The organism is Mucilaginibacter sp. (assembly GCF_039935595.1).
Lineage (GTDB): Bacteria > Bacteroidota > Bacteroidia > Sphingobacteriales > Sphingobacteriaceae > Mucilaginibacter.
In genome coordinates, this window is sequence record NZ_JBDTJZ010000078.1 from 1 (window position 1) to 25,207 (window position 25,207).

Consider the following 25,207-nt stretch of genomic DNA (forward strand, 5'->3'; position numbering starts at 1 on the left):
CCAACGCGGTTATCGGCACTTTTTACCTGCTTGATGAGAACGAAGAAAAACTTAATCTGTATGCCTCATACGCTTTTAACGACCCATCTGCTATAAAACAATCTATCCGTATCTCCGAAGGTTGGATAGGCCAGGCTGCTAAAGATGAAAGGGCCGCTGTTGTAAAAGGCAAACTGAATGATAAACTGCAGTTGGGCTCATCTATTTTAGAGGATGAACTGATAGAAACATTCATCGTTCCTTTCTTTTTTGATAAGAAATTGAAAGGTGTGCTTGAGGTTGGTTTCCGTAACGAAGTGCCTGAGCAGGTTAAAGAATATATTTTACTTGTTGCAAATGATATTGGTATAGCCGTGAACACCTCACAAGCGCGTACTATTATGCACGACTTGTTTGAGGAAACCCAGCAGCAGGCCGAAGAACTGGAAGCACAACAGGAAGAAATGCGCGTTACCAACGAAGAACTGATGAACAAAACAGAAATGTTGCAGGCATCAGAAGAAGAGTTACGTGTACAACAGGAAGAACTGAGAACCATTAATGCCGAACTGGAAGAGAAAGCCAGCTTGTTGGAAGAAAAAAATCAGGCTATTGAAGAAGCCCGCATGGCCATTAATGCTAAAGTACAGGAACTGGAAACCACCGGTAAGTATAAATCGGAGTTTTTAGCTAATATGAGTCATGAACTGCGTACGCCGCTAAATAGCATACTGGTACTGGCCCGTATTTTACGCGACAATAAGCCGGCAAACCTGAGTGAAGATCAGATAAAATATGCCAGTGTAATATTTAATGCGGGTAATGACCTGTTAACGCTGATAAACGATATTCTTGATCTATCTAAAATTGAATCGGGTAAACTAGATATGCAAAATGAGCATATTGATATAGCCGATATATTGGGCGATATGGAAAGCCTGTTTGCAGAAGTGGCTGCTAATAAAAATATTAACTATACCAACAGCATTGCCGAAAATGTAAAACCTTCATTATATACAGATAAGTTAAGGGTTGAACAGGTTATAAAAAACCTGTTATCAAACGCGTTTAAATTTACCCCCGAAGGTGGTTCAATAGCCGTAAATGTGGTTAAAGGTAAAGGTGCCACTATTGATTTTTGTATAAAAGATACCGGTATTGGCATACCTGCTGATAAACAAAAAGTTATTTTCGAGGCATTTCAACAGGCCGATGGCTCAACCAGCCGTAAATATGGTGGTACGGGACTGGGGCTTTCAATAAGTCGCGAACTTGCGGCTTTATTAGGTGGGCATATATCATTAACAAGTATACCGGGCGGGGGCAGCGAATTTATACTCACCCTGCCATTAGAGGCCAAACAGGTTATTATACAAGATAATACTGTTTTACCAAATGCCGAAACCGTTGTTACACCGGCCGAATTTTTGAAGTCGGCAAAAAGACCCGTCCATCCGGACCGCGACCCATTGGTTGTTATTGTAGAGGATGATAAAAATTTTTCAGACATATTACAGGATTACGCGCGCGACCATGGCTATAAATCAATTATGGTACATGAAGGCAGTAATGCGGTTGATATTATTAAACAAAACTTACCTGACGCGGTAATACTGGATATTATGCTGCCCGGTAAAGATGGCTGGCAAATATTAAAAGAGTTAAAAAAACTACCCGAAACGGCTGATATACCTGTACATCTAATGTCGGCCGGGGATGCTGCCGAGAAGAAGGTGCTTAAAGAGGGCGCTATAAGTTTCCTTAAAAAGCCAATAGATGTTGCCACATTAGATAAGTTGTTTGGCGACATCATGGTACAAAGTGGCGCGAAATTTACACAGATATTATTAGTTGAAGATCACCAGGCGCAAAGTCAGGCATTGAAAGAGATGATGCAGCATAATGGGATAACTGTTAGTCAGGCTTTTGATGGTGAGTCTGCATTTCGTATGTTGCATGAAAATGACTACCAATGTGTGATATTAGATTTGAACCTGCCTGATATTTCGGGGCTGGACCTGTTGGATAAAATAAAAGAAGAGGAGCGCTTTGCATCATTACCTGTAATTGTAAATACCGCTATGGAACTGGATAAAACATCGGTAAGCAGGTTAATGAAATATGCTAACGCGATGGTGGTTAAGACAAATAAATCGTCAGACAGGTTAATTGACGAAGTAAATCTGTTTTTAAATAAGATAAATGAAACTACGAATAGTATAAAAGCAAGTACAAATAAAAACAGTATTATGACGGCAGGCAAAGACGGTATCAAAGGAAAAAAAGTATTAATAGTTGATGATGATATGCGAAATATCTTCGCTTTGAGCAGTGCACTGCAAAGCTATGATATGAATGTTGAGGTAGCCGGCGATGGCGAAGAGGCCCTGGCCAAATTAGAAGAAATAACCGATATTGATATTGTACTGATGGATATTATGATGCCCAAAATGGATGGGTATGAAGCCACACGGCAAATACGTAAACAAACCAAATGGGCAAGGCTTCCGGTTATTGCCCTAACTGCCAAGGCAATGATGGACGACCGCGAAAAATGTATTGAAGCCGGTGCTAACGATTATATAACCAAACCGGTTGATATGGACAGGCTGCTGGCATTGATGCAATTATGGCTGGAAAAATAGTATGCTTGACATCCCCGGATCATTAACCGTAAATGAGCTACATGAGCTGATAGATCTGGTAAAAAGTATCTATGGTTTTGATTTTTCAGATTATTCAAAGGCATCGCTTAAACGCCGGTTGTTAAGAGTAATGCAGCAGAAGAAATTAAGCTTTTATGACCTGAAACATGTATTGATAAATGACCCGGCTTTTTTTCAGATGTTTTTAGAGGAAATTACGGTTAACGTTACCGAAATGTTTCGCGACCCGACGTTTTACAAGGCACTAAACAACCAGGTTATTCCCTATTTATCATCCTATCAGCATACAAAAATATGGTGCGCGGGTTGCTCGTCGGGCGAAGAGGTTTACTCATTGATGATATTATTAAATGAGGCCGGTTTGCGAAAAAAATCATTCATTTACGGCACAGATATAAATACCGAAATGCTCAATGAAGCGCGCAAAGGTATTTACAGCCTGCGCAAAATAAAAAGTTATGCCGAAAATTACCAGCTTTCGGGTTTAAGCGGCTCTATCATTGATCATTTTACTGTATTGTATGATGCCGCAAGCATACATAACGAATTGAAACAAAATACGTTATTCTCGGTACACAACCTCGTGTCTGACGGGGTTTTTAATGAGTTTCAGTTGATAAGTTGCCGCAATGTGTTTATTTATTTCGAAATAAAGCTACAGGAACGTATACTTGACCTGTTTTATAAAAGCCTTGCACCACTTGGTTTTTTATGCCTGGGTACAAAGGAAACCATACGGTCTGATTATTTCAGAAAGAAGTTTAAAGCTATCAATCTGAAAGAAAATATATATCAAAAAATTGGCTCTTAATCAGGATATTATACAGCGCTGGCAAAAATCAGAATTGCTGCTGCTCGGCGGTTCGGCCGGGTCATTGAAACCAATTTTCACTATTGTTCAAAATGTACCATCCAATCTTAATAAAGCGGTGCTGATCATCATCCATCGAAAAAAAAACTTTTTTAGCGACCTTGAAAATTTGTTTGCCGAAAATAGCCGCATGCTGCTTAAAGAGGTGAACGATAAGGACGTTATAGATAAAGAAACAATTTATATAGCTCCTGCAAATTATCATACTCTCATTGAAAAAGAAAAATGTTTTAGTCTTGACGTATCAGATGCGGTTTGGTACTCAAAACCGTCAATTGATGTGAGCTTTGAAAGCGCCGCCGAAGTTTATAAAGACCGGTGTACCGCGGTACTTTTTTCGGGGGCCAATCAGGATGGGGCGCAAGGATTACTTACGTTGCGAAATAGCGGAGCTTTAACTATTGTTCAAAACCCGGCTGAAGCAGAAATGCCCGAAATGCCTCAGGCCGCAATTGATTTAAAAGCTGCCGACTACGTGCTGGATACTAAGGATATTTTTCAACTGTTAAAAACGTAATACTTCATCAATTACACGAAAATGTCGTCAAATTAACTTTGGCTGTTAAAAAGGCATTTTAATTTGCCCCACGCCAAGTGTTGCGGCTTCGTGGTCAAGCAACCATTGCTTGCGCCACAAACCACCCGCATAGCCTGTTAAACTACCATCCGAACCTATAACCCGGTGGCAGGGTACCACTATCCACAAACTGTTTTTACCGTTTGCCGCCGCTATGGCGCGAATGGCCAGCGGGCTTTTCATCCGGTCTGATAGCTGGGCATAGCTAATGGTGGTACCGTAATCAATATGCTGTAGTTGCTGCCAAACGGTTTGCTGAAAATCAGTGCCCGATTGCTTTAACGGCAGATCAAATATTTTCCTTTCGCCCGCAAAATATTCGTCTAATTGCTTAATAGCTTTTTTTAATAGTGTTGATGGCGGCGCATCGATGGCAACTTCCTCTTCACTCACTGTAATGACGCTTATATAACCATCTTCCTCAATAATTTTGGCAATACCAACTGGGGTGCGGTAATAGGCGATGGGCATTTTTTGTTAAAGATTAGTTGTTGAAGATTAAAGATTAGTGACTTAACGCTATACAAATTTAATGGTCTTGATAATATACCAGATTATTTAGTATGTGACCTGAGCCACTTTATTGCAGCATTAACTTTACTATCGGCTGTAATATTGTTAAATTCGTCTACAGCAGCCAAAGGAATATCTGCTTTAATATCATCTTTATATTCTTTTCCGTTACGGTCTTTAGCGTATCCCGTTGATAAATAAATATATGATGAATCATCTATTTTAATACCTTTTACAGCAGTTGTATACCCCGCTGTGTTTGAGCCTAACAAAACAGTATTTTTTCGCCCTTTAAAGGCGATTATAAAAAACTCAGCAGAACTCCCTGTTACAGGGCTGGTTAATATAACCACGGGAATATTTACAGCATTAACCATAAACTTTGGTGTTATAGCCGCCTGCACTTCTGTGCCAAAGTAAAATTGGTTGTCTTTTATAATCCAATCCTGGTTCGTTTGATCTATAAAAGATCCTATTTTACCCGGTTGAATAAGTTGACTTACGCCTAATATCATCGGAACCATAGAGCCACCGCCATTTAGCCTCAAATCAAGTACAATACCTTTTATATTATGCTTTAGTAAAGTACTCAAACTGTCGTTAAGCGTTTGGGCCACACTATCTGATGCTGTTTTTGTAGAAGTAGACATGGAAGGAATGCGTAAATAGCCAATTTTATCAGTTAATATTTTTGTTTTTATTTTAACACCCTTTTTCCATTCTGCCTTCATGCTATCCGTTGTTTCTATTACCTTACCCGGCCATTTAAAAGTGCTGTCGCGATAAAAAACTGAACCATGATAATCGTTAAGTGATTTAAGAATATTCCGCATAACGTTGCCCATTTCATAAGGTGTATTCAAGTTTATAGCTTGTTCATAGGCTGTCTTTTTTGTATTATTCCAGTTTAGCAACTTTGAATTAACAGCATTATTTTGCATGATAGTTATAGTGGTATCTATTAAAAACTTAACTTTTTTGTTTTTAAATACTTGCGCAGAAACAGGCGAACATTGAAAAATAAAAACGCTTATAACAAGAAAAAGTAAATTATGGGTGTGTTTATAATGAGGCCATTTCATAAAAGGTTGGTTTATAGCGTTGGTAAATTAGGTAAAAAGTAGATAGTTATATAATGTTTTAAACAGAATTTTGGCTGCTTTCGTCCCGTTATAATTAAAGAAAGATATGAGATAAGCTATAAAATAACTAATTGATAATCAAATTACAATCCCTTATTTAAGGTCAAAAATCCTGGCAAATAAGTTGTTACACACTGTTACATATTTTTTTGCAAAATGCTTATTTTTAATAACTTACTTGAAAATAGTGTTACACGTTGTTACATCCACGCGTGTAACAGCAACAAAGGCAAAAAGTATTACCTTTACCATCCGATGAAACTCGTTGACGAAACCTTGTTCCTTCTAAAAAAGGAAATTGTGCTGGAGTGGCGCTCAAAGTATGCCTTTAATGGTGTATTGCTGTATGTGGTGTCTACTATATTTATATGCTTTATATCCTTTAGTCTTACGCCCGGTTTTGCCGGCAGCAACGGCTATAAAATAGTATGGAACGTGTTGTTTTGGATTATTATTCTTTTTGCGTCTGTTAACGCCATTGCCAAAAGCTTTATGCAGGAGAGCCGGGGGCGGTTGCTTTATTATTATACCATTGCAAGTCCGCAGGCCATTATCTTGTCAAAAACCATATATAATATGCTGCTTATGTCTTTATTAAGTTTACTGGCTTTGGTGGCGTACCTGCTGTTCTTCCCTAATACTATCGGCGACCTGCTACTATATTTCACAGCTGTTATATTGGGCAGCATAAGTTTTTCAACCACGTTTACCATGATATCGGCCATTGCCTCAAAGGCGGGCAATAATGGCACGCTGATGTCTATATTAAGCTTCCCGGTGGTTATACCGGTTATATTGATACTTATCCGCCTTAGCAAAAGCGCAATGGATGGGGTAGAGCGTAGCCTCAGTTATGGTAACATTGGCGTTTTGTGTGCTATTAACGTTATAGTAGTTGCAACAGCCTTGTTGTTATTCCCTTATTTATGGCGCGACTGACCGGATTAATATTTTAATTTGAGCCTGTTTAATCAAGTGCTAATACATTAACTTTACCATCATTAAAAACTAATAACCCGCTTGGCAAAAGACGCTAAAGAAACCCCCTTAATGCAGCAATACAATACCATCAAGGCTAAATACCCTGGTGCGTTGTTGCTTTTTCGTGTTGGGGATTTTTATGAAACCTTTGGCGAGGATGCTATTAAAGCAGCGGGTATTTTAGGCATTACGCTTACCCGCAGGGCCAACGGCGCGGCAACGCATATTGAATTGGCCGGTTTCCCGCATCACTCGATAGAAACCTATTTGCCCAAGCTGGTGCGTGCCGGGCAGCGTGTAGCCATTTGCGACCAGCTGGAGGATCCCAAAACCACCAAAACTATTGTAAAACGCGGTGTTACCGAGTTGGTTACGCCGGGTGTTGCTACCAATGATAACATCCTTCATCAAAAAAGTAATAACTACCTGGCATCGCTGTATTTTGAGAAGAATAGTATTGGCATAGCTTTGATAGATATTTCAACAGGCGAGTTTTTAACCGCCCAGGGCAACAGCGATTATATTGATAAACTGCTGCAAAGCTTTAACCCCAGCGAGATCATATACCCCAAAAGCAGGCAGGCCGATTTTAAGGGCCTTTACGGCGACCGCTTTTATACCTATACGCTTGATGATTGGCCCTACAGTGGCGATTATGCTAATGAAACCCTATTAAAACATTTCGGCGTGCAGTCGCTAAAAGGATTTGGTATTGACCGGCTTAACCTGGGTATTGTAGCCGCAGGGGTAGCACTGCATTATTTGAATGAGACCGAACACCGTAACCTGCAGCATATATCGGCTATAAGCCGGATAGAGGAGGATCGCTACCTATGGCTTGACCGTTACAGCGTACGTAACCTTGAACTGGTAGGCTCGGCTAATGAAAATGCCATGACGCTGGTTGATGTGCTTGACCATACCTGTTCGCCAATGGGCGCGCGTTTACTGCGCAGGTGGATAGTGATGCCATTAAAGGAGCTTAAACCCATTAACGATAGGCTGGGGGTGGTTGAGTACCTCATAGCGAACGAAGAACTAAGGGAAGACTTACTGCAACAAATACGCCAGATAGGCGATCTGGAAAGGCTGATATCAAAAATAGGTTTGCAAAAAGCAAACCCGCGCGAGGTTTGCCAACTTAAAAAAGCTTTAACAGCTATTGATGCCATTAAAAAGCTGGCCGAGAGTTCGGATAATAACCCTTTGAAAGCTATTGGCGAACAATTAAACCCTTGTACGCTTATTAGCGAAAAAATAGAAAAGGAACTAAATCCCGAGCCACCGGTAATGCTGGTAAAGGGCGGGGTGATCAATGAGGGGATAAACGAAGAACTGGACCGTTTGCGTAAAATAGCTTTTGGCGGTAAGGGTTATTTATTAGAGATACAAAAACGCGAGGCTGAAGCTACCGGCATACCATCACTTAAAGTGTCATTTAACAATGTATTTGGGTATTATTTGGAGGTTACGCATAGCCATCGGGATAAAGTACCAACCGAATGGATACGCAAGCAAACCCTGGTAAATGCCGAGCGTTACATTACCCCCGAGCTTAAGGAATACGAAGAGCAGATATTAGGCGCTGAAGAAAAAATACTAGCGCTGGAAACTAAGCTATACAATGACCTGCTATACTCATTAGCTGAATATATTAAGCCTGTGCAGCTAAACGCGCAATTGATAGCGCGGCTGGATGTGCTGCTTAACTTTGCCACCATCTCCATTAAAAACTATTACGCTAAACCTCATATTAATGATAGTAAGGTAATTGATATTAAGGGGGGGCGTCACCCGGTTATTGAGAAGAACCTGCCATTGGGCGAGGAATATATCACCAATGATGTTTATCTGGATTCGGAAACACAGCAGATCATTATTATAACCGGGCCCAATATGGCAGGTAAATCGGCCTTGTTAAGGCAAACCGGGTTAATTGTATTAATGGCGCAAATGGGGTGTTTTGTGCCCGCAAAAGCTGCGGATATTGGTTTGGTTGATAAGATATTTACCCGGGTTGGTGCATCAGACAACTTATCGTCAGGCGAATCGACCTTTATGGTGGAGATGAACGAGACGGCCAGTATACTCAATAACTTATCAGACCGTAGTTTGATATTGTTGGACGAAATAGGTCGTGGTACATCTACTTACGATGGTATATCCATAGCCTGGTCAATAGCCGAGTATCTGCACAACCATCCATCCGCAAAAGCGAAAACACTTTTTGCTACGCATTACCACGAATTGAACGAGTTAAGTAATTCCTTTAACCGCATTAAAAACTTTAATGTAACGGTTAAGGAGGTTGGTAACCAGATCATATTTTTGCGTAAGCTGATGCCCGGCGGCAGCGAGCATAGCTTTGGTATACATGTAGCTAAACTGGCCGGTATGCCTCAAAAAGTATTGAGCCGCGCCAACGAAATATTAAAAAAACTGGAACACGAACGTACCGGCGGCGAGCATATTAAGGATAGTATCCGCAAGGTGCAAAAGCAGGCCGTGCAAATGCAAATGTTCAGTATTGACGACCCGGTGCTGGTTAAAATACGCGATACCCTGAATAACCTTGACGTAAATACCCTAACCCCTGTAGAGGCGTTAATGAAGCTTGACGAGATACAGCGGGTGATAAAAGGGTAGGGTGATTTCGGATTTTTCGCGTTATTTGTTTTTTAAAGGTGTTCAAGAGGGCTTCGCCGTTTCGGATGTTCGATGTCGGATATTGTGGATATGTTAAAAACATCACAAGCCTTTTTAATATCCTTACAACTATTTTTATACTATGAAATTAAACCGCTTCAATAAGCTGTACCTGTTATTTTTTGCTGCCGCGATTGTATTGTCGTCCTGCCATTCAAAAAAAGCGGTATTAAAAGGCGAACCCGGTGAAATTGTAAAACCCCAGGCTGATATTGCCGATAAATATTCGCAATTGATGGCGGTTGATAAACGCGATATTCAAAACGGCAGGCTATATAGCTTTATTGACCAGTGGATGGGTACGCCCTATAAATTTGGCGGTTTAGATAAGGAGGGTATTGATTGCTCCGGACTGGCCCAGTTGCTTGAACAACAAGTGTACGGTATTAATATCCCCAGGATGACCAGCCAGCAGGTAAACGTTATAAAACGTAAATACGAGGATGAACTGAAAGAAGGCGACCTGGTATTTTTTGACTTTGATGGCAAGCCATTTAGCCATGTAGGTGTTTACCTGCAAAATGGTTATGTAGTACATGCCAGTTCAACAAAAGGGGTGATGATAGTCAGGCTGCATAGCCCATCAATGTATAAATATTTTTCTCGCGCGGGGTCAATTATTGATACGCCTATGGTTTCTTCGCAAGCCGAATAATTTAATGCGGTTAAACGCAAATAATTCAATAATTTTGCTTTTAACATGACCAAGCCCAAACAAGACTATTCTTTCTGGACAAAATATAAACGCTACGCAAGTACTGAGATATTATTATATGTCATTATGATACTTGGCATTATATTAGGCATCTGGATATTTAGTTAATTGTTTTTAACCAGTATGGTATTATAATTATCAGCCTCAACTACTGTTTGGTAAAAATCAATCAGGTCCTGATAAGCGCTTTTATCATACGTGCCATCAATTATGGCTATCCTTCGTTTATAGGTCAACACGTTACCCTTTAAAACCATGGTGGCCTGATAAGTGCCAAACGGTTTTTCAACGTTTAAGTTTAGAGGCAGTTTTTCAAAATGATAACCCTTGGGTAGGGTATAGCTTATCTCATCTTCGTCGGTGTAGCCGTCATTTAAATAAACGGATGTGGTGCGGTTTCTTATTTCCCGCGGTACGCCTGTTCTGCGATTTACCGAATTAATTAAAAAATAAAGCTTATTGTTATTAACCGAAGCATAGTCGCGTGCAACAAGTGATACGGTCTCTGTAGTAACCGGTTTGCTGCTCTTATCCTGCTTAAACATAAATTTCCCAATGTCAAGATTGTTTATAGGATATATCTTTTTCAATAGCTTTTCCTGTTCAATAGATGATTCGCCCATAAATTCTTCACGATTATCATATTGCGTGCCTTCAAAAGTAGTTTGCATATCACCCGATAATTCGCCCGTTGCGCTAATATTAAATTTTGCTTTACGTATTTGCAAATTTGCCTGTGGCAGGTAACGGGGGGTATGTAGCAGTTTGCCCCCTTGGGGTGTGCAGGCTAAAACAGTGCGATCGTCAGTAAAGTCACCTAAAAACCCAAAAGGTATTTTTTGACTGGTACATTCCAGCCAGGTTGTATCGTTTTTAAAGGGTACACATAAAATGACATGGTTGCCCTGATCCATACTGGCAAAATCGGGCAGCATACTCCTTTTTTCATTGCCGGCCTCAACTACACAATAGTAAGATTCAATACCGGCTACTTTAAGTAAAGCCTGCGTGTAATTTACCAAACCCTTGCAATCGCCATAACCTAACTTATCCACCTCGTCAGCTATAAAGGGTTGATAGCCACCTATGCCTATTTGTATGCTTATATACCTGGTTTTTTGTTGCATATACTCATAAATTTTACGGGCTTTCTCTTTTGCGTCTGCTATATCTTTGGTTATATCAATTATATGTGCCTTTGTTTCGGCGGATAGCATATCCCTGTTCAGTAATAGTTTATCATATGTCCATTTCCCTAATTCGTTCCAATTAGTAAATGACCCTTTTATACCTTCGTACGAAAAATTTTCGGGGGCAATTTTTACACTACCCAAATAGGTTTCGGGGTTTGGACTGTAAGGCTCATCTTTTATGGCTTTGACGTTATTAACTTGCCATGAATAGGTTTTAAGCCCCTCGCCGTTGATAGTAATTACCGCCTTGTTTAGAAGATTGATTTCTTTATATTTTATTTTAAAATCGGGCTTGCAGATAAAGGTGAATGAGCTTTTCTCTATAGCTAACCCGAGTTGGTTAATAGGTTTCCAGCTGTCAAAATTTAATGTTTGTTTGGAGCGCAATTCATACTCATATTCAATAGTATAAGGATAGCTTGTAACAGGGGGACTATAATGTTTTACCCTTGAATCTTCAAAAAGCGAAAAATCATTAGCGGCGCTGACATCATCAAAATTACTTTCAGAAAATTTGCTGGTTTGCTTACCATACTCATCATAAATCAGCCCTTTTACATATTTAATGTTATTGCTTTTATTGTGCCATATAACAATACGGGCCAAATTATCGCCATTTTTATTTAAAACGGTTATAGCAGTTTTAATGTGATAAATGGTACTGTTTAAATCGGCAACCTGTATAGTTACTTCTTTGTTTCTGATAATCGCGCTTGCGTAGGGCAGAAGGTCTTTTGATATTAAATCTGCGCGATAATTTATCTGCGCTATACTAGCCCCGCTATAAATAATTAACAAAAACAACAATACCGATCTTCTCATAACTTATTTTTTGAATACCATTTCGGCTTTTTCTGAAAGAATGATCTTGTTGTATAGCTCTTTTAAAGCGGGATATTCATTAACATCGTAAATAGGTTTATTAAATTGAGTTATGTGCGAAAAATTAAATGAATTACCTGTGCCACTATAAGCGATCGAAAATTTACCACCCTTGTCAGGCATTACGAATGTAGCGTTTTGTGGCGCGTTTTCAATTGTGTAGCCTTCGGGCAGGTTCATATTTAATAAAAAAGTGTTTTCTGACGGCACTCCCATATCAACCGGGTAATTTCTTTCGGTTAATTTAAACGGATTAGTTGTTACCCTGTCAAGTAAATACGGATTAAAGGTAAACCGTGTATTGTTCAAATCTTTAAAGGCATCTATTTCCACTTCATATTTTTCGGCTAAGGGCTTATCCAGGCTATCGATGTTAGTGACCTCTGATTTTAATATCTTCATTTTAGGCATCTTCTCGTCCAGATCCTCAACATATTCATCTACGGTATTAAATTTTTTAATAGCCCTTCGCCTTAAATAAGCCGAGTAATCGCTTGAATAGCGGGTAATTGTACCTTTTAATTTGCCGTTTTCCTGTAAAGTAACTTCAACCAGGGTGGTGGTCTTTTCTTTTTGACCAGTGTTTAAATCCGTCCAAAATGAAGGTTTATCCAAACTCATTACGCGCCCCTGGTCATTAAGGCATCTAACTGGCAGCATACCAAAACCAAGCAGGGGGTCGGTTGCATCTAATAGGTATGTTTTATTGCCAATGGTTGCACGGGCAATAACATAATCAAATTCAGTAATAACGGGATACAGTTTATTAACTACTCCATGATCACGTGTTGATAGCATTACCACATCAGTATTAATTCCACCGGCATTTAACGCGCTAACTAGTGCCAGGTTAACATCGGCTACCGTTCCGGTATGCTTATCAAGTGCTTTTTTTACACCCACATCTGTTGACATGGAGTAGAATTGGTTCCACTTAATGTTTTTTTGTATATAAGCATATATGGCCTCGGCTTTATCTAACTCGGTTGTTTTATTGGCAATTACTGGCATAATAACGTCTTTTAGCATATCCTTCCGCTTTATCTGGTTACCAAAAGATTCATCGTGCTTAAGTTCATAGTCAACGTCTTTCCATTCCTTGCTTAACTTTTTGGAAACTCCATTAGCACCAAAGTCAGCATATTCAGACAGTTCAAAATACATTGCCGACAAAAAATTCTTTTTGGCCGTCATGTAATCTTCTTCAATAAATGCAGGCACATCATTTATGGCATAGGTTATTTTTGAACAATCGCACTTAAAACCATGAAAATCAAAGCAATCTTTTTCAACCTCGGATGGGTTTTTGCTCAGTTTTAACGGACCCCGTATTAATACATTATAGCGGTAGTACGCGGGTATATGTACCTCGTATTCTGAATATATTTTGGGGATATCGGATTGAAACTCCCATGATTTAAAGTTTATTAAATAGGGCGATTCAAGTTTGTATTTATATTCAATGATGCTGCCGCTTTTAGCATTAGGCATAGCAAATGTTATTTTATTCCAATATTTATTTTCATTAGTTGTATAAATTTTTTGAGGGTCAAGTTCGGTTTTTTCAATACGGCCATTTTCGGCCAGATTGTAAGTTATACCGGTTATATCCGTAATCTTATCAAAATGGTAGCTATCGCCCACACGAAACAATATTTCTACATTACCTTTGTCTAAAGCCTTGCTATCCAAGATTTTTATTTTTACGTGATATTCAAAATCTAATGGGGTAGTTTGCTCCTGCGCAAGTATCTGGCATTTTCCAAACTCCGCTAAAACCACGGCATGTGCAGAGGTGTCTTTTTCATATTTTTTTAGATCAATGTCTTTTTGGGTGATTTCGCCGTAAGGAAAATCCTGAGCCTCAGCGTATAGAGAAGACAGTAGTAAGAAGCAGAAAAGTATATTTCTCATTATAAGGTATTGTTAGGTGCGTTAAATTTAATTAAAAATTTAATCTGCTGAAACTTTTTACCACCTTTACCAACTGCTATATAATTATATAAATGAAACTTAATTTAAAACGCCCACTGGCTTTTTTTGACCTTGAAGCTACAGGAGTAAACGTTGGTGCCGATCGTATTGTAGAAATATCTATTATAAAACTGCACCCGGATGGATTAGAAGAGGTTAAAACCTGGCGCGTACACCCTGAAATGTCAATTCCGTTGGAAGCCTCATTGATACATGGTATATATGACGAGGATATTAAGGATGAGCCGGTGTTTAAAAATATAGCACAATCCGTGGCAGAGTTTTTGGGCGATAGTGATTTGGCAGGTTTTAACTCAAATAAGTTTGATATACCCATGCTGATGGAGGAGTTTTTACGGGCGGGTGTGGTGTTTGATCTGGATAAACGGCATTTTGTTGATGTGCAGAATATATTTCACCAAATGGAACAGCGTACTTTAAAGGCTGCTTACCAGTTTTATTGCGATAAGCAAATTGTAAATGCGCATAGTGCCGAGGCTGATACTCGCGCCACTATGGAAGTATTGCTTGCACAAATAGCCCGATATGAAAACCAGGAATGGGAAGATAAAAAAGGCAACCGCAGTATACCTGTTGTAAATGATGTAGAAGGGTTGCATAAGTTTACCAATATCAATCGCCCGGTTGATTTTGCGGGCCGTATGGCCTATAATGAGCAGGGCGAAGAGGTGTTTAACTTTGGTAAACACAAAGGCAAGCGTGTTGAAGATGTGCTTAGCGTAGAGCCAAGTTATTACTCCTGGATGATGCAGGGCGATTTCCCGTTGTACACCAAGCGCAAACTGGAAGAAATACACAGTCGTTGGAATGCCAAAAAGCAGGCCGAACGGCAGGTGGCTAAGCCAATACAACCAAAACCTGTTGAGCAACCTGTTGCTAAAGCAGATGCACCCAAAGCACAACCACATAAACCTTATAACAAACCTTACGAAAACAAGCCTTTTAAAAAGAAGGAAGAACCCGCGGCACCTGTTAACGAGGATATGTTGAAGTTGTTGGCAGATAAGTTTAAGAAGGGATAAAAATTAAATTGTCATCCCGAACATAGTGAGATATCTATATACATGCAGGTGGGTATCTTGCCCATGTATAGATTTCTTCTTGTTCCTCGTCGAAAGGACACCGGTTTTTTTAATCAATGTTCTCTCAAAAAATCAATATTCCGTTTCAACCCGCTGAACTTAGCGCGTTTAACCGCCGAGTTTTTAAATACTTTTTTAAAAACATCTTCGGTAATCTCTTCAAGGTCTTTGCGGTTTAAACCAAGCAATTCGGGATGAGGCTCAAAAGCAGGTTCAGTATGCAGTATGGAAAAGCGGTTCCAGGGGCAAACATCCTGACAAATATCGCAGCCAAACATCCAGTTATCCATTTTGCCTTTAAACTCCTGCGGTATCTCGTTTTTAAGCTCAATAGTAAGGTAAGAAATACATCTGCTGCCATCAACCACATAGGGTCCAACTATGGCATCGGTAGGGCAGGCGTCAATACAGCGGGTGCAGGTGCCGCAATGGTCGGCCGTGGGTTCAATATCATATTCCAGTTCCAGGTCAATAATCAGTTCGGCCAAAAAAAAGAACGAGCCTGTTTGTTTGTTAATGAGGTTGGTGTTTTTTCCTATCCAGCCCATGCCGCTTTTTTGAGCCCAGGCCCTGTCAAGCACCGGTGCCGAATCCACAAATGCGCGACCACCAACTTCGCCTATTTTTTCGTTAATTACCTGTAATAGTTGCTTTAGTTTATCTTTAATAATGCTGTGGTAATCAATGCCATAAGCGTACTTCGATATCTTGGGTGCAAGCGGGTCGGTCTGCTGATTTTCTGTATAATAATTTACGCCCAATGATATAACCGACTTGGCATCATCAACCAGCAGGCGCGGGTCAAGCCGCTTATCAAAATGGTTTTCCATGTACTGCATCTCGCCATGCATGTTTTTGTTCAGCCAGTTTTCCAGGCGTGGGGCTTCCTCTTCTAAAAACTCAGCTTTGGCAATACCGCAAAACATAAAGCCCAGGTTTTTGGCCTCGGTTTTAATGAGTTGGCTATATGCTGATAACTGCGATTGCATATTGCAAAGATAAGAAAATCAAGCTTGAACAATTTTGACACCGATTTATAAAACAGCACCTGTGAAATAGTTGTTGTAATAAAAAAGCGCATTACTATGGAAACCATTGAAAATAATAGCCCGAAAGACGAGAGTATCACCAATGATGATAACTCTGTAACCAATACTGATCACGCCGATGAAGCTAATAAGCACCCTGAGCCTGAAGCAGAAGTAGCTAAAGAGATACCAACAGTAACGCCCGGCAATGATGGCGACCCAGCACCCGTGCAAACAGAGGACGATACCCCCCTAACCCCTTAAAGGGGGAATCTGGAGCACAAAAAAAGTCGCTTTAAACTTCTAAAGCGACTTTCTATCAAACTATCGTTCCCCCTTCAGGGGGTTAGGGGGCTAAAAGCTACCCTTTATGCTATTACTTAAGTTTTTGGTAGTCCAGTAGCCACTGTCCAATATCCTTCTAACAGTCATTAACGGATCATTAGCATCGCGTTTATCAGCAAGTTGGAATGCTATTTTAAACCCGCGTTTATGCAGCTCGGGTAAATTTGCAGCGTTCCATATACCAAAAGGGAAAGCAAAGTATTTTATTGGTTTGCCGGTAATTTCTTCCAGCTTTTTGGTTGGTTTATCTAATTGGGTAACCCAGTCATCCGTTGGGCGCAAAGTAATTTTGCCATTTTTACCAATGATCTTTAATGATGAGGTATGCGATAGCCTGTCAAAACGATGGTGATCCCAGGTATGGCTGGCAATAACGTTGCCGGCGTCTGATAATTGTTTAACCTGATCAGTTGTCATGTAACGCGGGCGGCCAAGCGATACGGTCATGATAAAATACACTGCTTTATAGCCGTATTTTTTCAGCTCGGGCGCGGCAATGGTAAACTGATCAAGATCAGTATCATCAAAGGTCAACATAATAGGTTTGCTGGGCAGGGCAGCGCCTTTGGTTAAATAATCATATAACTGGTCGGGCAAAATGGTGTGGTAGCCACTGTCATGCAGCATTTTAATATGTTGTTTAAATGCTGCAATAGGGATAATATAATCTTTAGCTGTTTTTGAATCGGTAGCTTTCCAATCGCGTATCTGGTGATAGCATAATACGGGTACTTGCTTACGCGCCATAATAGCGGCTGCATTTTGTGCCGATGCCGGTTGGCTTAAAATAATACTCGAAATACCTGCAAATAGCAGGGTGGTAAGTTGTTTATACATGGTTATAATTGGGGTGTTTATGCTATTATTAACGGTATCTAAAATAATATATTTCAGCAGGAAAATAATTGTAATTATAAAATAATAGTGCGTTATTTTTAGAACAGCGAAGGGTTGCCGCCTGTTTTAATTTTTCCTAAATGTTTATAAGCGCTTTCAGTAGCTTCGCGGCCACGTGCAGTGCGCATTAAAAAGCCTTCCTGAATTAAAAAGGGTTCGTAAACCTCTTCAATGGTGCCTTCTTCTTCGCCAACGGCGGTTGCTATTGTTTTTAAACCTACCGGACCACCTTTAAACTTTTCAATAATAGTAAGCAATATCTTGTTGTCCATTTCGTCCAAACCATGCTCATCAACATTTAAGGCGTTAAGCGCATATTTGGCTATGGCGGTATCAATATTACCGTCGCCTTTTATCTGGGCAAAATCACGCGTACGGCGCAGTAGTGCGTTGGCTATACGTGGTGTACCACGGCTGCGGCGGGCAATTTCGTAAGCACCTTCATCACTTATAGGCGTTTTTAATATAGCTGCCGACCTTAAAACAATAGTGGTTAGTAGTTTAGCGTCGTAATACTCAAGCCTTGAATTAATGCCAAACCGAGCCCTTAAAGGCGCAGTTAACAAGCCTGAGCGGGTAGTAGCCCCAACCAGAGTAAATGGGTTTAATGATATCTGCACTGAACGCGCGTTAGGGCCGCTCTCCAGCATTATATCAATTTTAAAATCTTCCATAGCCGAGTATAAATACTCTTCAACAAGTGGGCTTAAACGGTGTATCTCGTCAATAAATAAAATGTCGCCGGTTTCCAGGTTGGTAAGTAGTCCGGCAAGATCGCCGGGTTTGTCTAATACAGGTCCGGATGTTATTTTAATACCAACACCCATCTCGTTAGCAATAATATGCGACAGGGTAGTTTTACCTAAGCCTGGGGGGCCATGCAACAAAACATGGTCAAGCGCCTCGCCACGTTGGCGGGCCGCCTGTACAAATATCCGGATGTTGGCTAATATTTTATGCTGACCGGTAAAATCCTCAAAAGCCTGCGGGCGTAATACTTTTTCTATGTCACGCTCAACAGGGGATAGGTTTTCACCATCGGGATCAAGATGCTCATTCATTACACGAATTTAGTGATTAGTGATTAGAGATTGGTGATTAGTTTAAATTTAGTGATCAGAGAGTGGAGATTAGTGATTAGTTATTTAACGGATAATCATAATCGATAGGACTAATCTCTAATCACCCATTAACTAATCACTATCCTTCCGGATATTTCCTGAAAATACTATTGATCTTCATTTGTATGACGCCTAAAATGGCTTCTTTAAATATGCCTTTTGACATTTTTGAAGCACCCGCGGTACGATCAGTGAAAATGATAGGCACCTCTACCAGATTAAAGCCGTGTTTAACGGTAGTGTATTTCATTTCTATTTGGAAGGCATAGCCTACAAATTTTATCTTGTTTAGTTCCACGGTTTGTAATACTTTGCGTTTATAGCAAACAAAGCCGGCAGTAAAATCCTGTATTTTTACACCTGTTATAAAACGTACATAAACAGATGCAAAATAGCTCATCAATACCCTACTCATGGGCCAGTTTACTACGTTAACCCCATTTACATACCGTGAGCCTACAGACATATCTGCACCATTTACGCAAGCATCTTTTAATTTTATAAGATCATCAGGGTTGTGCGAAAAATCGGCATCCATCTCAAAAATATAGTCGTACTGCTTTTCAATGGCCCATTTAAAACCATGGATATAAGCTGTACCCAAACCCTGTTTACCTGCGCGCTCCACTATAAAAAGTTTGTCGGCATATTCATTTTGCAGCTCTTTTACAATAATGGCGGTACCATCAGGCGAGCCATCGTCAATGATTAATAAATGAAAGTTGTGAGGTAAAGAAAATACCTTACGAATCATCCGTTCGATGTTTTCCTTTTCGTTGTAAGTAGGTATTATGACTATGCTATCAGGCACTTAAATATTTTTGATTAAAGATAAATGTAGTTGGCTAAAATAACAGAAATACTGTTGATATAAAATTAAAATGGTAACGGCTGCAATATATATTTAAGTATAATTTATGTATTTTAATTATTTGTTTTGGCGCCGGCTTCGTTAATTACTTCATCATCAGGTTCGGCTATATAACTGCGTTCTTTTAATCGTGGAGATACCAGCATGAATAACACGGTAAAAATTAGCACTATACCAACAAAAAACCAATAATAATTAGCCCCCTGCAAATGCTTTGACAATAAGCCGCCAGATGAAATATTGCTGTTAATTAAAGCAGTAAATGTATTACCTAAAGCTATTACTAACAGCCAGATAGCACTCATGGTGCTTTTCATTGATTTTGGCGAATGTGTGTAAGCATATTCCAGGCCGGTAATGGAAACCAATACTTCAGCCGCTGATAAAATAACGTAAGCAAATATTTGCCACCAAATAGATGGGGTAGTGCCGGCATCAACACGCATTTGTATTAGTGCTATTATAATAAATGATAAAGCAGTAAGCACTAAGCCTGCCCCTAAGCGCCTTAATGGCGTTGTTTTAAGACCTATCTTATCAAAATAAGGATATACCCAGTAATTAAACACAGGTATAAATATTAATAAGAATACAGGATTAAAGGTTTGTACCTGGCCCGGCAGCATGGTAAATTTATAAAAGCCCAAATTTATGGTCCTGTCCATTTTAGCGGCCTGTAACACCCATTCAGACAGGTTTTGATCCCAAACGGCCCAAAAAGCAAATGCAAATACAAATACAGCAATTACACGGTATACCGCTTTTACCCCCTCTACTTTTTGCGGGTCGAAATTTTCTTTAGCGACATCTAAAATAGATTGACCTTGTTTCCTTTTGCCCATGTTCATTAAGGCATAAGCAGATATAAATACGAAGTTGTTACGATTAATGCCCGATGGTGGCACACGCACATACATTTTACGGCCCGAAAAGAAAATAATGGTAGCTAATGCCATTAAAAAACCAGGTATGCCGAATGCCCATTTGGCACCATAAGTTTCATATATCCATGGAATTAATATAGTTGATATAATAGAACCTGCGTTAATGCTAAAATAAAACCATCCATATACTTTTGAAAGCAGGCTCTCATTGCTCTTGTCAAACTGATCGCCTACGTTGGCTGATACGCACGACTTTATACCACCCGCGCCTATAGCTATTAAAACTAACCCGGATGTAAACCCGGTTAAATTAGTGTCAAATAAGGCTAAAAACAAGTGCCCCACACAATAAACCATTGATATATACAGGATGATCTTGTACTTGCCGGTAAACCAGTCGGCAACTAACCCACCGATAAATGGAAGCGTATAAGCTAATGCTACAAAAAAATGTGTGCTCTCATTGGCATGTGCCTCGGCGGCTGTAGTAAGTGCAGGGTTATGCGTTGGGTTGTAAAACTGTGCAACCAAAAACGTCACCAATATTGACCGCATACCATAAAAGCTAAAACGCTCGGCAGCTTCATTCCCAATAATAAATGGAATACTTCTTGGATATTTTGGTTCAATGGGAGCTGCTACAGTAGTGTCATTAGCCATAAATATTATTTAAAGTTTCTCTAAAATACTATTATTATGTTATAAATTAATTTTGTGGTAAGTAACAAAGATTAATTGTTCTTTTTTGCGGATGCGCGTTGGGCTTTATCCGGGTCATTTTTAGGATCAATATAATCAGCATCGTGCGCATCGGCAACATTCCTCATATCCAGGTTGTCAACATATTCCCATTTGCCGTTTCTAAGGCGGTAGCCGTTATAGGTGAGGTCGGGACCATAGGTATCGGGCTTGTCTTTTAATTTTTTATCAGGAGGGGCAAGGTTATCAAAAACTATCAGGTTTTGCTCGGGCACATAACGCAGCAACATAGATGCCTGTCGGGTGTATTCAAATATAATCCTTTTTCTGCTTTTGCCTTTTTCATTAAATACAGGCATGCCCAATTGCATTTTATCATTTTTAAATGATAGTACCTCAATTACCTTTTTGGTAGATTTTACCGTATTCCCCTTCCAGCCTAATAAAACATAGTAAGGATTACTGCTATTAACCGGTATAATTTTATAATATTCGGCCCCGTACCATTTGCGGTTATCGGTCACAGAGTCTTCGGGGTGCTGTAGTAATGGCGTATAATCCTCTAAGGGAAATATTTTTAACGGACCGCCGGTATTCATTTGTATGGCACCGTAAAAACGATAACTGCCGTCATCATTAACAATGGGCCAGCTAAAAATCCTGAATTTATTATCTGGTGATTTTAAAATACTTACACTTTTTACCGAATCAAAAGGGAACTGAAATGAATTGGGCACCTTTAGCGCGCTAACCAGGGTTTTTATAAACTGATAATTGGCGTTTTTGCGTTCCAGATCATTTTCGTTGTTTACAAATATTTTACCCAGAGTATTTAAGCTATCCTGATAATTGTTAAGCTGTTTAGTGTTAGCGCTTGGGCTGGTGTGTTGTGCCAGCAGCAGCAGGGGTAGTGCCAACAATAACAAACCGATTAACAGTAATTTTTTCATTTAAGCCAATAACGTATTTTTTGAAAAACAATTATAAGTACCATACTAAATTAAAAAATACGCAGCAAAAGTATATTTTTAATCTGTATTACTATGCTCGCATAATAATTATGCCCAATACATAAGTAAAAATCAATATAACCGAAACTTATATTAATTTTGAACGGTTAAATTACTAAATGGCAACACTTTCTCCTTCGCGCCAAAAGGCTTTATTGCGCAAATATGCCCGCAATGTTAAGTTTTTAATGATGATAGTTAGCATTGGCGTAATTGTTTACGCCTTGCCCAAACAAACTAAGTTTAGTTACGAAATTGAAAAAGGCCGTATATGGAATCAAAAGGACCTGATATCGCCATACAATTTTGCCATATTAAAAACCCCAACCGAGCTTGAAAGTGATAAGAAAGCTGTACTGGCTGGCGTTACCCCCGTATACCAACTTCAACCCGGGGTAAATAAGCAAATGTTGGATGGGTTTAAAAGTGACCTGGAAATAAAGTGGCATACTGCCGGAATTGATGACCGTTTAAAAGAACGTTATATTACAACTGGCAACACCTTGATAAATAATATCTACGCTACAGGTGTTTTATCGCTTAACCCAAAATACCAGCAAAATACTGAGAATTATGATATAACCATACTGGATAAAAATGTAGCTACAGCTAAAAATACAGCCGATATTTATACCAAGGAAAAAGCCTTAGCTTACTGCAATGCCGAATTAAGCAACCATACTGGTATTGATAAAGTTTTTTTGCTTGACTTGCTGCAAAGCCACATAGAGGTTAATTTGGTTTATGATGATCGTTTAACCAACCGTTTAGAAAAGGAAGCGCTGGAAGATTTATCATTAACACGTGGGATGGTGCAAAAAGGCGACATCATTGTAGCCAAAGGATCCGTTGTTAATGATGACGTATACCAAAAACTGCAATCGTACAAAAAAGCTTTTGAAGATAATTCGCGCATAAACGGCGATTACAAGTTGGTATTGCTTGGCCAAAGTATATTAGTAGCAATTTCCATCGCCCTGCTCATGATATTTTTATACCTGTTTAGACGCGATATTTATAATGATAACCGTTTGGTTAGCCTTATTTTATTGGTAATAACAGCCATGCTGTTCACCCTTTCAATGGCTATAAAATTACAACTGCCTAATTTATATTATATCCCATATTGTATAGTACCTATTATCATTCGTATTTTGTTTGATACGCGTTTGGCGCTTAATATACATTTGCTGGTGGTGCTTATTGCCGGTTTTTTTGTGCCCAATAGTTTTGAATTTGCCTTTTTAGAGATAACCGCTGGCATGGTATCTATTTACAGTATCAAAAACCTTATACGGCGCGAGCAGTTCCTTCTATCAGCAGCTATTATTACGTTTACCTACCTGGCGTCATTTTTAGGTATATTATTGATACGCGAGGGCAGCTTTGGAAATATAGACTGGCTTGACTTTGTACCTTTTGTGGTAAGCGTATTGCTAACGTTGCTGGCTTACCCGCTTATTTACCTGTTTGAGAAGATGTTTGCACTTACCTCAGACATTACCCTAATTGAGCTAACCAATACCAATGCCCCTTTATTGCGCGAAATGGCATTTACTGCGCCGGGTACCTTCCAGCACTCACTGCAGGTTGCCAACCTGGCCGAAAACGCCATATATGCTATTGGGGGTAATGCATTGCTGGTTAGGGCAGGGGCCCTGTATCATGATATAGGCAAAATGGAAAACCCATTATTTTTTATAGAGAACCAGATATCCGGGTTTAACCCGCATGATAAACTGCCTTATGAAGAAAGCGCTCAAATTATTATAAGGCACGTAAGTAAAGGTATTGAGATGGCGCATAAGGCCAATTTGCCCGAAATTGTTATCAACTTTATACGTACCCACCACGGCGATACCCGGGTTGATTATTTTTACCAGTCGTTCCTGAAAAACTTTCCTGAAAAATTTATCAATGAAAATATTTTCAGGTATCCGGGTCCCATACCTTTTACCAAAGAAACCGGTGTTTTAATGCTGGCCGACTCGGTTGAGGCAGCATCCCGATCATTAAAACAACCCGACGAAAAATCAATAAGCGCGCTTGTGGACCGTATTGTAAAATACAAGCTTGATCAAAACCAGCTGAAAGACAGTGATATTACCCTAAAGGACATTGAAACTATTAAAGCCATATTTAAACGGATGCTGATGAGCATTTATCATGTTAGGATGGATTATTAGGTAAAGTTGAAGTGGTTATAAGAGGTTTTAAGTGTTAAAAAGGTTGATTTTTATATTTATTCACAACATTTTCAATCGCTTACAACATTTAAAATAATTTTTTTTGATGGCTTAGGCTAATTGCTATATTTGCAGTCCCTAAAAAAAGGGAAAGTTTATTTTTATTAAAGGTGAGGTGCCTGAGAGGCCGAAAGGATCAGTTTGCTAAACTGACGTACGGGAAACTGTACCGAGGGTTCGAATCCCTCCCTCACCGCAAATTGGTAACTTAATACTAAAAAAACCTACAGATCGTTGATTTGTAGGTTTTTTTGTTTTAACCCAAAACATCAAATAACAAGAAGGGTTATCCTTTAAAAAAACTTATCACTAACACTGTGCTAAATTTGTCGCCTGACAAATGCGCGTTTGGCCATTCGACGATTAAAATCTTTGTAAAACCACTGTTTAACCAAATCGGCCAAAATTACATAAGCCGCTATTATTAGCGTTGTCCAGCCATAAATTGGTAAAGGCAGATGGGTGAAATTAAACCAGGTTGAAAGTGGTGAGAATGGGATAAGGCAGACTGTAATGATAATAGCAAGACTGGCCAACAATAGCCCCCGGCTTGGTTTGCTACGAAAAAATGCTTGACGGGTACGTACCACTAACACAATAACTACAGCGGAAATTACGGACTCGGTAAACCAACCAGTTTGAAATTCCTGCTCGTTAGCTCGAAAGATCAACAGCAGACAGCCGAATGTAAGGAAATCAAAAACGGAACTTAATAGACCGAAAGTTACCATAAAACGTCGTATAAAAGCCATGTCCCAGCGTTGTGGCAAAGCTAGTTGTGTTTCATCTACTGTGTCGCCGGCT

Annotated in this window: 20 protein-coding genes and 1 tRNA gene; 10 read left to right on the forward strand and 11 right to left on the reverse strand. The window is 39.6% G+C overall.

The features are described 5' to 3' along the window. The 3 genes from ABI367_RS04720 to ABI367_RS04730 all read left to right on the forward strand — a co-directional run. Window positions 1-2,624 (forward strand): response regulator (locus ABI367_RS04720; protein WP_462226848.1); only part of this gene is annotated, 2,624 nt, incomplete at its 5' end. A 1-nt stretch (window position 2,625) separates the two neighbouring features. Continuing rightward, window positions 2,626-3,456, forward strand: a complete 831-nt coding sequence (locus tag ABI367_RS04725; protein WP_462226850.1) for a CheR family methyltransferase — start codon at window positions 2,626-2,628, stop codon at window positions 3,454-3,456. Then, window positions 3,446-4,033, forward strand: a complete 588-nt coding sequence (locus ABI367_RS04730) for a chemotaxis protein CheB (RefSeq protein ID WP_462226852.1) — start codon at window positions 3,446-3,448, stop codon at window positions 4,031-4,033. Before ABI367_RS04725 ends, ABI367_RS04730 begins: the two co-directional genes overlap by 11 nt. 45 nt (window positions 4,034-4,078) lie before the next feature. Here ABI367_RS04730 and ABI367_RS04735 read toward each other — a convergent pair whose 3' ends face one another. Continuing rightward, the gene (locus tag ABI367_RS04735; protein ID WP_462226854.1) at window positions 4,079-4,564 is read right to left on the reverse strand and encodes a methylated-DNA--[protein]-cysteine S-methyltransferase; all 486 of its coding nucleotides are present in this window, start codon (window positions 4,562-4,564) and stop codon (window positions 4,079-4,081) included. Window positions 4,565-4,647: 83 nt separating this feature from the next. After that, window positions 4,648-5,547: a S41 family peptidase gene (locus ABI367_RS04740; RefSeq protein ID WP_462226856.1), complete on the reverse strand. Its 900-nt coding sequence runs from the start codon at window positions 5,545-5,547 to the stop codon at window positions 4,648-4,650. A gap of 456 nt (window positions 5,548-6,003) precedes the next feature. On the opposite strand from ABI367_RS04740, the gene ABI367_RS04745 reads away from it, so the two are divergent. The 3 genes from ABI367_RS04745 (at window position 6,004) to ABI367_RS04755 (ending at window position 10,090) form a co-directional block, all read left to right on the forward strand. Beyond that, on the forward strand, window positions 6,004-6,687 hold the full coding sequence (locus ABI367_RS04745; RefSeq protein ID WP_462226858.1) for a heme exporter protein CcmB: 684 nt from the start codon (window positions 6,004-6,006) through the stop codon (window positions 6,685-6,687). An 81-nt stretch (window positions 6,688-6,768) separates the two neighbouring features. Next, window positions 6,769-9,375, forward strand: coding sequence for a DNA mismatch repair protein MutS (gene mutS / locus ABI367_RS04750; protein WP_462226860.1), 2,607 nt, complete (start codon window positions 6,769-6,771; stop codon window positions 9,373-9,375). Between the two features lie 142 nt (window positions 9,376-9,517). Further along, window positions 9,518-10,090, forward strand: coding sequence for a C40 family peptidase (locus ABI367_RS04755; protein ID WP_462226862.1), 573 nt, complete (start codon window positions 9,518-9,520; stop codon window positions 10,088-10,090). A 164-nt stretch (window positions 10,091-10,254) separates the two neighbouring features. Here the strand turns inward: ABI367_RS04755 and ABI367_RS04760 are convergent, their stop codons facing one another. Then, window positions 10,255-12,165: a DUF3857 domain-containing protein gene (locus tag ABI367_RS04760; protein WP_462226863.1), complete on the reverse strand. Its 1,911-nt coding sequence runs from the start codon at window positions 12,163-12,165 to the stop codon at window positions 10,255-10,257. Between the two features lie 3 nt (window positions 12,166-12,168). Further along, on the reverse strand, window positions 12,169-14,139 hold the full coding sequence (locus ABI367_RS04765) for a DUF3857 domain-containing protein (protein WP_462226865.1): 1,971 nt from the start codon (window positions 14,137-14,139) through the stop codon (window positions 12,169-12,171). A gap of 92 nt (window positions 14,140-14,231) precedes the next feature. Here ABI367_RS04765 and ABI367_RS04770 point away from each other — a divergent pair, with 92 nt between their 5' ends. Then, complete coding sequence (locus tag ABI367_RS04770; protein WP_462226867.1) at window positions 14,232-15,242, forward strand: exonuclease domain-containing protein; 1,011 nt, start codon at window positions 14,232-14,234, stop codon at window positions 15,240-15,242. A gap of 113 nt (window positions 15,243-15,355) precedes the next feature. Here ABI367_RS04770 and queG read toward each other — a convergent pair whose 3' ends face one another. Next, a complete protein-coding gene (gene queG, locus ABI367_RS04775) occupies window positions 15,356-16,291 on the reverse strand; it encodes a tRNA epoxyqueuosine(34) reductase QueG (RefSeq protein WP_462226869.1) in 936 nt (311 codons plus the stop codon). 96 nt (window positions 16,292-16,387) lie between these two features. Between queG and ABI367_RS04780 the strand changes: the two genes are divergently transcribed. After that, window positions 16,388-16,594 carry a hypothetical protein gene (locus ABI367_RS04780; protein WP_462226871.1) on the forward strand — a complete coding sequence of 69 codons (207 nt, stop codon included), beginning with the start codon at window positions 16,388-16,390 and terminating at the stop codon, window positions 16,592-16,594. 90 nt (window positions 16,595-16,684) lie between these two features. Here the strand turns inward: ABI367_RS04780 and ABI367_RS04785 are convergent, their stop codons facing one another. The 5 genes from ABI367_RS04785 to ABI367_RS04805 all read right to left on the reverse strand — a co-directional run bounded on the left by ABI367_RS04785 (window position 16,685) and on the right by ABI367_RS04805 (window position 22,097). Further along, window positions 16,685-17,512, reverse strand: a complete 828-nt coding sequence (locus ABI367_RS04785) for a polysaccharide deacetylase family protein (protein ID WP_462226873.1) — start codon at window positions 17,510-17,512, stop codon at window positions 16,685-16,687. 98 nt (window positions 17,513-17,610) lie between these two features. Beyond that, window positions 17,611-18,633 carry a Holliday junction branch migration DNA helicase RuvB gene (ruvB, locus tag ABI367_RS04790; protein ID WP_462226875.1) on the reverse strand — a complete coding sequence of 341 codons (1,023 nt, stop codon included), beginning with the start codon at window positions 18,631-18,633 and terminating at the stop codon, window positions 17,611-17,613. Window positions 18,634-18,772: 139 nt separating this feature from the next. Then, window positions 18,773-19,504 carry a polyprenol monophosphomannose synthase gene (locus tag ABI367_RS04795; RefSeq protein WP_462226877.1) on the reverse strand — a complete coding sequence of 244 codons (732 nt, stop codon included), beginning with the start codon at window positions 19,502-19,504 and terminating at the stop codon, window positions 18,773-18,775. A 113-nt stretch (window positions 19,505-19,617) separates the two neighbouring features. Beyond that, window positions 19,618-21,108 carry a POT family MFS transporter gene (locus ABI367_RS04800; protein WP_462226879.1) on the reverse strand — a complete coding sequence of 497 codons (1,491 nt, stop codon included), beginning with the start codon at window positions 21,106-21,108 and terminating at the stop codon, window positions 19,618-19,620. Window positions 21,109-21,179: 71 nt separating this feature from the next. Further along, window positions 21,180-22,097: a hypothetical protein gene (locus ABI367_RS04805; RefSeq protein ID WP_462226881.1), complete on the reverse strand. Its 918-nt coding sequence runs from the start codon at window positions 22,095-22,097 to the stop codon at window positions 21,180-21,182. A gap of 179 nt (window positions 22,098-22,276) precedes the next feature. Here ABI367_RS04805 and ABI367_RS04810 point away from each other — a divergent pair, with 179 nt between their 5' ends. Both ABI367_RS04810 and ABI367_RS04815 read left to right on the forward strand, forming a co-directional pair. Continuing rightward, window positions 22,277-24,343, forward strand: a complete 2,067-nt coding sequence (locus ABI367_RS04810) for an HD family phosphohydrolase (protein ID WP_462226883.1) — start codon at window positions 22,277-22,279, stop codon at window positions 24,341-24,343. Between the two features lie 169 nt (window positions 24,344-24,512). Beyond that, window positions 24,513-24,599 (forward strand) — tRNA-Ser (locus tag ABI367_RS04815). 124 nt (window positions 24,600-24,723) lie between these two features. On the opposite strand, the gene ABI367_RS04820 is transcribed toward ABI367_RS04815, so the two are convergent. Beyond that, window positions 24,724-25,207, reverse strand: a 484-nt coding sequence (locus ABI367_RS04820) for a cation transporting ATPase C-terminal domain-containing protein (RefSeq protein ID WP_462226885.1), incomplete at its 5' end; no start/stop codon positions are given.